The sequence below is a fragment of the Raineya sp. genome (assembly GCF_053497555.1).
Window position 1 is genome coordinate 1 of record NZ_JBRCWE010000061.1, and the last position, 9046, is coordinate 9046.

Sequence of the window (9046 nt, forward strand, 5' to 3'; positions counted from 1 at the left end):
CTTGTAAAGCTATAAGAAAATGAAAAATCTCATACTTGCTTTTATCTTTTTCATTTCTATTCCTTGTTTGGCTCAACGCGAAGCAGAATTGCTCCAACGCAGACATAATCGCTTATTAGAAGATAGAATTCGTTCATTAGAAAACAACTATCGCTATCAGATAGAAAATTTGCAAGCTCAAATTTTATTACTTTCTGCCAAAGACACCACCCAGCAGAAGCAGTTACTCAATACTTTGCAATTTTATTTAGCCCAAATTGATAAAAAATACGCAGAAGAACTTATCGACTTGAAAAAGCAGAAAGACGAACGAAAAAACGAAATTGGACAAATTGTACAAAACCATACTTCTTTACTCCAACAGCAAATTAACCAACAAGCATCTATGTTACTTTTCGGAGGTTTAGGCATTGTAGCTCTCTGTGTGGTGCTTTTCTTTGTGGCTTTGAAAATGCTTAAAGACCAACAAGAACGCCAAATGCAAAGTTTTGCTCGTGAGCAACAAAGTGAGCTCAAAACACAGCTTTCTGTGGTTTTGAAAGATATCTTGCACAAGGAACTAAAAAATTGGCAATCTACGCAAAGCTCAAATAACAGCGAATATGAAAGCCTACTTTCATCGCTCAAAAATAAAATAGCTGATTTAGAAACACAGCTCAATCGTCAGAACACTGAAAGTAAAGCTATTACTATTACCCACGAACCTTCTACTACCGAAATAGAAAAAACCGCCCCCACAGAAATTTTCACTATCGCCGAAATCAATACTACAAACCCCAACGAGAAAAAAATAGAAAAAGAAATCATAGAAAACGAAAGCGAGCCAATATCCGAAAAACCTCTATTTCATAATAACCGAGAATGGGTAGATGCAATTGAACAAAAAATCAATGAATCTTTGAAAGAAGAAAATATTGCTGGAATAGCCAACGAGGAAATCGTAGAAGAGATTATTTACGAAAAAGATACTTTTCAGCCTACTACCGAAAGCGAACCTACCACTACTGAAATAGAAAATACACAACTTATTCATAACCCCGAATACGATAATCTGATAGCTCAAGCTATGGTAGCTTATGAAAACAAAGATTTTTCGGAAGCTATCGCACTTTATAGCAAAGCTATTGAAATAAACCCTGATTATCTGGCTTACACACGCAGAGCGAATTGCTATCATATTCTCAAAAAATACGACCAAGCCGCAGAAGACTATGAAAAAGCTATTCGTCTCAAAAAAGACTTTATCCCTGCATACAACAATGCTATTGAAATTTACATTCTTACTGATAACTTTTTCCAAGCCCTTACACTGCTTGAACGCCTGGCTCCTATCGAAAAATCGCATAGCCATAAGGCTGTTGAGCTTTACCTCAAACTCATTGCTCAAAAGGGCTTAATGCAAAATACCGAAAAAACAGAAAGAGAACTTGATGAACTTTTACGCGAAAACTTTACCTTCAATTTTTCAGTAAAAGAAATAGAAGATTGGCTTCTTACTGCCGATATTGATGCCACCGATAAAAAACTTATTCGTGTAAAAACTGAACTTTTGAAATTAAAACGAGAATACGCCAGCGTAGCTTAATATGAGTATCAAAACTATTTCGCCCAAAGAAGTCAGTATCGCTGATTTCCATAGTGTTTTGCTTTCTGCCGTTGCTCCTCGCCCTATTGCTTTTGCAAGCACTCTTGATAACGAAGGCAACATCAATCTCAGTCCTTTTAGTTTTTTCAATGCCTTTGGAGCAAATCCTCCAATCCTAATTTTCTCGCCTGCTCGTCGTGTTCGCGATAATACCACCAAACATACTTTGGAAAATGTTCGTCAAGTTCCCGAAGTAGTGATAAATGTGGTAAATTATGCTATGGTAGAGCAAACCTCTCTCGCCAGCACCGAATACGATAAAGGCGTAAATGAGTTTATCAAAGCAGGCTTTACCCAAGTTCCTTCGGTGCTTGTCAAACCTCCACGCGTAGGCGAAAGTCCTGTGGCTTTTGAGTGTAAGGTGTTGCAAATTATAGAAACAGGCTCACAAGGTGGTGCAGGAAACTTGGTAATTTGTGAGGTTCTTTTGGCTCACGTCAAAGAAGAAATTTTAGATGCAAAAGGTAAAATTGATGCCCGAAAAATTGATTTGGTAGGCAGAATGGGCGGCGAATGGTATTGCCGTGCCAATGGCGAAGCTCTTTTTGAAATTCCCAAACCCCTTACTACCAAAGGTATAGGTATTGACCAACTTCCTGACGCCATACGTAATAGCTCCATACTCACGGGCAATAATTTGGGCAGACTTGCTAATGTAGAAAAATTACCCTCTGCCGAAGAAATTCAGGGTTTTCAAGATGAACGTTTGCAAAACATTCAACAAAATTTTTCAGGCACAGAGCTAATCAGACAAACACATCTTTACGCACAAGAACTTTTGCAAGCAGGAAAAATCCAAGAGGCTTGGCGAGTGCTTTTGAAATAAAGTTCTCTAACTTATGGTAAATATGCTCTGCAAGAATTGTAATAGCGAATTACCCGCTGATGCCAAGTTTTGCTCTCATTGCGGACACCCTATCCAACTGAAAAGAATTGATAAAGCCTATTTTTTTGATGAAATTTCACAAATTTTCAATTTTGAAAAAGGCTTTTTATTCACGATAAAAGCACTTTTCACAAGTCCCGTGCCCAATATTAAGAGTTTTATCACTGAAAATAGAAGCCGTCTTGTAAAACCTATCCCTTTCCTGATAATTTGTTCTGTTTTGTATGCTCTCGCCAGCAAGTTTTTGGGCTTTGATACAAGCAAAGTTGAAGTAAAAACTGATGACGCAGATATGCCCAATTTCACTCAAATTATATCCGAAAATTATGAGTATGCCAATATAGTTTTTGCTGTGATAGTTGCTTTTTTTGTCAAATTATTTTTTCGCAAATCTACCTATAATTTTTTTGAAATATTTGTTCTACAATGCTATTTATCGGGGGCAGAAACCTTGATAACAATGCTCACAGGGATAGTGCAATCTATTGTAAAAGCAGATTTGATTGGCTACGGAATGTTGGTTGGTTTTATCTACTCTATTGTATTCACAGCCCAGTTTTTTGAAAAAAGAAAACCTTTGAGTTACATAAAAGCCCTATTGGCTCGGTTTATAGCTTTTTTGGCAGTTTCCATTTTGACAGGAATAGGGGTTGTTTTGTATTACCTTCTTTTCAAAAATAGGTAATGTTTTTCCTACCCTGTAGTTCCGCCTTTTCGCAATTCCTCTACTGTTTTGCGTAGCGTGATAATTTCTTTATCCTTTTCCTGAATAGCAAAAGCCATTGAGGCTTCTTTGTTTTTGAGTTTTTCAAATGCCGCCCTCACTTCCTCGTATTGCTTTTCCAGCTTTTTATAGTTTTCCTGACTAATATCCAGCGAAGCTTGTAACTGGCTTTTCTGCTCGGAAAGCATACGTTCTTTGGAAGTCATTTCTGCCATTTTTCTTTCATACTCTTCTGCTAATTTTTGGTAGGCTTCGGTAGTTTCTTTTTCACGTCTTTGCAAAACCTCTTGGGTAGATGCCAATTCTTCTACATTTTGCCTCATTTCTTCCTCTTGGGCTTGCATTCTTTGAGCATATTCAGTAGCTTCTTTGTACAGTCTTTCTGTTTCCTGATTGATACGAATAGCCGCAATAGTAGTGGCAGTACTTTCTGCAATTTTTTTCACAAACTCAATTTCGTAATCTTTAAGTTTTTGGAAAGAAGCTATTTCAATTGCCCCGTAAATTTCCTTCTGGTCCATTAGTGGCACAATAAGCAAATTGCGAGGCGGGGCATCGCCCAAACCCGAAGTAATACGAATATAGTTTTCAGGCACTTCGGTAAGATTGATAACAGCCTTTTCCAAAACAGCCTGAGCCAGTAGTCCATCTTCCAAATCAATAATTTCCTCTTCAAAACGGCGACGGTCGTAGGCATAACAGGCTTCTAATTTCAAATACTTTTTTCCTCTTTCCTCAAAAAGAGAATAAAAGCCCATCTGATTTACATTGAGGTATTGTACCAAATTGTAGGTAATGGCATAGGCAAACTCTTCGAAAGAAGGGTATTGCTTACGCAAAATATCGTTGAAAAGAGCAATTCCTGTATTTGCCCAAGTTCTCCTTTCGCTTTCATCATCAATGCTTTTAAGGCTATCACGCATACGCGTAAGGGCTATTACGAGCTTATCTTGCTCATTTTTAGCCTTTAATTCAACCTCAAACTCGTGATTTCCTATTGCAGTAGCAAACTCGGTAGCTTTGCGTAAGCTATCCGAAAGCCCATTGATGTCTTCGGCAAGCACCCCCAACTCATCTTTTTGCTTGAAGTGCAAACGCACCGAAAAATCGCCTGAGGCTATGCCCCGAATAGCTTTGGCAATTTTGCGAATAGGAACAACGACATTCACCGAAAATTGCCAATAGACAAACACAAAGAGGGAAATGTACCCAAGAAATATCAAAGCTATTTGGGTACTATTACGATTTTTTATGGTATAAAAATCTTCCCAAAGCAAATCGCCCAATTCACTATTTTGTGTAAAAAGGCTGATGGTGTTATCCTGAACAAAAGCCATCGCCTGCCTGCGAGCCTGATTAGGCACACGTTTCACCGTGTAAGTTACTTGCCCCGCCGCAAGCGTGCTATCTATTTGCGTAACTTCGGTAGATTGTGTAAGAACAGCCAATAAATTTTCTCTATAACTTCCCCACAACTGCTTGATTTCATTGAGTTTAGAGCGAGTTTTACCTGTTACAGGGCTTACAGGAATACGTTTGTTCAAAATTTCAACGGTTCCGCCGTTTTCAAGCAGGTCTAAATTGTACTGATGTTCGTTGATAGCGATTTCCAACTCCTTTTTGTAACTTTCATTTCCCTGAAAAACTGAAAAAGCCAAAAAACCAAATTTTTGAGCAATTACTTCGTTTCTTTGAGCCACTTCTATCCCCGAAGTGCTATTTGCCAGATTTACCTCTTCGTAGCTGATAAGAGCATAATTGATAATGCTAAGCACCAGCACTATTCCCAAGAATATGAGTAGCTTTACCTGCAAATTCAGCGACTGAATACGCGTAATGAGGTTTTCTTTCGCCATTGATTTTTCAGTTTTTCAAAGCAAAATTCGTAATTTTTTGCAGAAAACAAAGCAAACAAAAATTTTTTATACAAAAGCAAAGAGCATAAGCACCTAAATTTGCCCAAAGAAGCCTTTTTTACAATTTTTGCATAATCTGGGGGATAATTTTATTTTTCCACTGCAAGAAATTGTTTTCGGCGATATGTTTGCGAGCCTGACGAACCATCCATAAATAAAAACGTAAATTCTGAATACTTGCTATTTGCGAAGCAAGTATTTCTTTGGAAATCATCAGATGCCTCAAATAGGCTTTTGTATAAAAGCCACTTACCTCGCCTCCCAATGCCTCATCAATTGGACTAAAATCGTTTTTCCACTTTTCGTTACGAATATTGATAATGCCCTGAGTAGTAAAAAGCATACCATTACGAGCATTGCGGGTAGGCATTACGCAATCAAACATATCTACGCCCAAAGCAATGCTTTCCAAAATATTGGCGGGTGTGCCTACGCCCATCAGATAGCGAGGCTTATCAGTAGGCAATATATCACACACAAACTCCGTGATTTCATACATTTTTTCGGCAGGCTCTCCAACAGCAAGCCCCCCAATGGCATTTCCTTCACGTTCCAAAGAAGCAACAAACTCCGCAGACTCCTGGCGCAAATCCTTGAAAACACTTCCCTGTACTATCGGAAACAACGCCTGCCCATACCCATACAAACCCGTAGTGCTATCTATACGCTCGCAACATCTTTTGAGCCACTTATGCGTAAGTATAAGCGATTTTTTGGCATAGCTATACTCACAAGGATAAGGCGGACACTCATCAAAAGCCATCACAATATCTGCCCCTATTACCCGCTGAATATCCATTACATTTTCAGGGGTAAAAAAATGATACGAGCCGTCAATATGCGATTTGAACTTCACGCCCTCTTCGGTTATTTTTCTATTTTCTGCCAAAGAATACACCTGATAGCCTCCACTATCGGTCAGTATAGGCTTATTCCAGCCGCCAAATTTATGCAAGCCACCTGCATTTTGTAAAATTTCTAATCCTGGGCGTAGGTAAAGATGATAAGTATTGCCCAAAATAATTTCTGCTTGAATATCTTGGTGCAATTCTCGGAAATGCACCGCCTTCACGGTGCCTGCCGTACCCACAGGCATAAAAATAGGGGTTTCTATTGTTCCGTGGTCGGTGTGAATACGCCCCAAACGAGCTTTGCAAGAGCTATCGGTATGTAATAGTTCAAAAGTCATAGCATAATTTTTGCAAAACTGCTAATTTTCCAATTTTCAGCCAAAAAAGAATTTCTTTTCTTGCTAATTTTGGAAAAAATTGAAACCTTTTCCGAACTTGGTAGTTATAGTGTTAGTTTTCATAATTGTAAGTTTTTGATTAGTTAGGTTGCACAATCCGAGCCTCGTGGGTTCGGATTGTGTTTTACAAGAAAACAAACAGAACTATGAAACGCAAAGAACGCATAAAAAAACTTCTTGCACACCTTGCCGAAGGCATTTTTGATAAAGATGATATTTTGGCTTTGGGTTTGCTTGCGGCAGTAAGCGGCGAAAGCATTTTCTTGCTTGGTCCGCCCGGTGTTGCCAAAAGTCTTTTGGCTCGCAAACTCAAATATGCCTTTTGTGAAGGCAAATCTTTTGAGTATCTGATGAGCCGTTTTAGCACTCCTGATGAAATTTTCGGACCCATATCCATTCGCAAACTCAAAGAAGAAGATAAATATGAACGCATCACGGCAAAATACTTACCCGATGCCAATGTGGTGTTTTTAGATGAGATTTGGAAGGCAAGTTCTGCTATCCAGAATGCCTTGCTTACCATTCTGAATGAAAGAATTTATCGGAATGGTGAGCAAGAATTGCAAGTAAATATTCGCTGTATCATTTCTGCCTCCAACGAATTGCCTCAATTAGGCGAAGGTTTAGAGGCTTTGTGGGATAGATTTCTGATACGCTCGCAAGTTTCAGAAATTCGTAATCCGCAAAGTTTTTTACAAATGATAACTTCCAATAAAGATGCTTATACCGATACCGTGCCTACCGAGCTGAAATTAAGTGAAATTGAGTTGGAGGAATGGTCTGCAGAAATTGATACCATAGACGTTCCTGAGGTAGTGCTTAATGTGATACAAATTCTAAAACACAAAATTGAGGAATACAACGAGCATCACAACCCACAGATTTTGGTATATGACCGCCGTTGGAAAAAAATTATCCGTCTTTTGCGTACTTCCGCCTTTCTGAATGAACGCAAGCAAGTAGATTTGATGGATTGCTTCCTTATGGTACATTGCCTTTGGAATACACCTGAACAAATTCCCGCTATTTTTCAGATACTTTCGGAAATTATCAGAGAACACGGCTATCATCTTACGCTTCATTTAGGGGCTTTGAGCCGTGAGTTGCAAGAGTTTGAGCAAGATGTTCGCAATGAAACACTCATTGCTCATCAAGTTGTGGTAGAAGAAATGCAATCGGTAGATACTGAATTTTTAGAAGTTCTCAATATCCGCAACTATTTTGAAGGCAATCTCATCAAAAAAGCAGATTTTGTAAAACTAAATGTAGAAGAGTGGAAATCTATCAGTTTGTTTGATATGTCCCACAATCTTGTCAATAAAATTCAGGCAAAACTTGCTTTACAAAAGCATACGCTTGAAATTTTACACAATTCACAAGTGATACCCCTGAAAATCAAGACCGTAGAACGAGAAAAAATAGAGTATATCAAGAAAAAACCACATAGTTTGGTAGAAAAGTTTTGGAACGAAAAAGCTCAAGAGCTAAAAAATTATATCCAAAGTCAGCAAAAAAGACTTCAAGAAGATGCCCCCGATGAACTGAATCATCTGAAAAACAATCTTTTTGTACCTGCACATTTATCGGAAATTGTTGAAGCCAATATGAAAGAAAGTAGTAAAATTTTGCAAAATTTAGCTTTGCAATTAGAAAAAATTGTGCATCTGTACGAGTAAATCAAATTCTTGGCTTTTGGAAAAGATTGGTCAGCACCAAAATCAAGCCACTTACTACCATAGTACCAAAAATGAGTAGCCAAAAAGGGTGAGCAAATTCAAAAAAAGAGTTTTTTACATAAAAATTTTCGTCTCCCGTTTTGACTCTCATTTGATGCAAAATGTTAGAAATATTGCGAAGTGAAAGCCACAAACCAATACTCAAGAATATAAGCCCTATAATGATAAAACCACGCTGACGGTCTTTGGCACGGCGTACTTCTTTGAGTACCCGAATGTAAAGTTTTTCAATTGCCTCATCACTCATTCTACCCTCCATTATTACCTGAATTTCACGCAGAGTACGTTTTTCTTGAATGTATTTATGAATTTCATCAAATTCATTCACAATTTCAGGACGCTGATAGTCAGAGGCTTTACGTTTGGGGATAATCATAGGTTTTGCTAAATTTGAGCAGTGCAAATTTAATAGATAAACCTCTCCAAATTCAAAAAAGTTGTAAATTTGTAAAGGGAACTTCTAAAGGAAAATTCTTATGGCAAAAGTAAATCCTAAAATTGATTTGGTTTTCAAAAAGCTATTCGGCTCCGAAGAGAACAAGGATATACTTTTATCGCTCATCAATGCAATCTTGCCCGAACACCAACAAATCGCAGATTTAACCCTCAAAAATCCCTATAATGTTTCCGACTACGCCGAAGGAAAACTCTCTATTCTGGACATCAAAGCCGAAGACGAAAATGGTAATTTGTATGATATTGAAATGCAAATTCGTGGCTCAGAATTTTACGGAAAGCGGACGCTGTATTATTGGGCAAAGATTTTTGGCTCTCAATTAGACTACCAAACAGAAGAGGAAATCCAAAAAAAGGAAAAAAAAGGAAAATCCTAATTAACGTGAATTATAAGTCTAACTTATTGTTTTCAAGGGATTTAAATAAAAAAACTT

8 protein-coding genes are annotated in these 9046 nt (G+C 38.0%); 5 read left to right on the forward strand and 3 right to left on the reverse strand.

The features are described 5' to 3' along the window. Nucleotides 1-19: 19 nt before the first annotated feature. The 3 genes from ACWITO_RS07845 to ACWITO_RS07855 are packed head-to-tail and all read left to right on the forward strand — an operon-like array spanning nt 20 to nt 3216. Nucleotides 20-1585, forward strand: coding sequence for a tetratricopeptide repeat protein (locus ACWITO_RS07845; protein ID WP_448529441.1), 1566 nt, complete (start codon nt 20-22; stop codon nt 1583-1585). Nucleotide 1586: 1 nt separating this feature from the next. Then, the gene (locus ACWITO_RS07850) at nt 1587-2471 is read left to right on the forward strand and encodes a flavin reductase family protein (RefSeq protein ID WP_448529442.1); all 885 of its coding nucleotides are present in this window, start codon (nt 1587-1589) and stop codon (nt 2469-2471) included. Nucleotides 2472-2493: 22 nt separating this feature from the next. After that, a complete protein-coding gene (locus ACWITO_RS07855) occupies nt 2494-3216 on the forward strand; it encodes a DUF3667 domain-containing protein (RefSeq protein WP_448529443.1) in 723 nt (240 codons plus the stop codon). An 8-nt stretch (nt 3217-3224) separates the two neighbouring features. On the opposite strand, the gene ACWITO_RS07860 is transcribed toward ACWITO_RS07855, so the two are convergent. Then, entirely contained in the window at nt 3225-5111 is a 1887-nt protein-coding gene (locus ACWITO_RS07860) for a GAF domain-containing protein (protein WP_448529444.1), read from the reverse strand. Nucleotides 5112-5229: 118 nt separating this feature from the next. Beyond that, entirely contained in the window at nt 5230-6360 is a 1131-nt protein-coding gene (gene tgt, locus ACWITO_RS07865) for a tRNA guanosine(34) transglycosylase Tgt (protein WP_448529445.1), read from the reverse strand. 206 nt (nt 6361-6566) lie between these two features. Here tgt and ACWITO_RS07870 point away from each other — a divergent pair, with 206 nt between their 5' ends. Continuing rightward, the gene (locus ACWITO_RS07870; RefSeq protein WP_448529446.1) at nt 6567-8096 is read left to right on the forward strand and encodes an AAA family ATPase; all 1530 of its coding nucleotides are present in this window, start codon (nt 6567-6569) and stop codon (nt 8094-8096) included. A gap of 1 nt (nt 8097) precedes the next feature. Here ACWITO_RS07870 and ACWITO_RS07875 read toward each other — a convergent pair whose 3' ends face one another. Continuing rightward, nucleotides 8098-8532 (reverse strand): hypothetical protein, encoded by a 435-nt coding sequence (locus ACWITO_RS07875; RefSeq protein WP_448529447.1) that lies wholly within the window; start codon nt 8530-8532, stop codon nt 8098-8100. A gap of 100 nt (nt 8533-8632) precedes the next feature. Between ACWITO_RS07875 and ACWITO_RS07880 the strand changes: the two genes are divergently transcribed. Beyond that, nucleotides 8633-8989 carry an Rpn family recombination-promoting nuclease/putative transposase gene (locus tag ACWITO_RS07880; RefSeq protein WP_448529448.1) on the forward strand — a complete coding sequence of 119 codons (357 nt, stop codon included), beginning with the start codon at nt 8633-8635 and terminating at the stop codon, nt 8987-8989. The last annotated feature ends 57 nt before the right edge of the window (nt 8990-9046 follow it).

Excerpts from the sequence above, each read along its gene's own strand:
- ACWITO_RS07855 (WP_448529443.1), top strand. The coding sequence starts at position 2,494 with ATGCTCTGCAAGAATTGTAATAGCGAATTACCCGCTGATGCCAAGTTT.
- ACWITO_RS07860 (WP_448529444.1), bottom strand. The coding sequence starts at position 5,111 with ATGGCGAAAGAAAACCTCATTACGCGTATTCAGTCGCTGAATTTGCAG.
- ACWITO_RS07880 (WP_448529448.1), top strand. The coding sequence starts at position 8,633 with ATGGCAAAAGTAAATCCTAAAATTGATTTGGTTTTCAAAAAGCTATTC.
- ACWITO_RS07845 (WP_448529441.1), top strand. The coding sequence starts at position 20 with ATGAAAAATCTCATACTTGCTTTTATCTTTTTCATTTCTATTCCTTGT.
- ACWITO_RS07850 (WP_448529442.1), top strand. The coding sequence starts at position 1,587 with ATGAGTATCAAAACTATTTCGCCCAAAGAAGTCAGTATCGCTGATTTC.
- ACWITO_RS07875 (WP_448529447.1), bottom strand. The coding sequence starts at position 8,532 with ATGATTATCCCCAAACGTAAAGCCTCTGACTATCAGCGTCCTGAAATT.
- ACWITO_RS07870 (WP_448529446.1), top strand. The coding sequence starts at position 6,567 with ATGAAACGCAAAGAACGCATAAAAAAACTTCTTGCACACCTTGCCGAA.
- tgt (WP_448529445.1), bottom strand. The coding sequence starts at position 6,360 with ATGACTTTTGAACTATTACATACCGATAGCTCTTGCAAAGCTCGTTTG.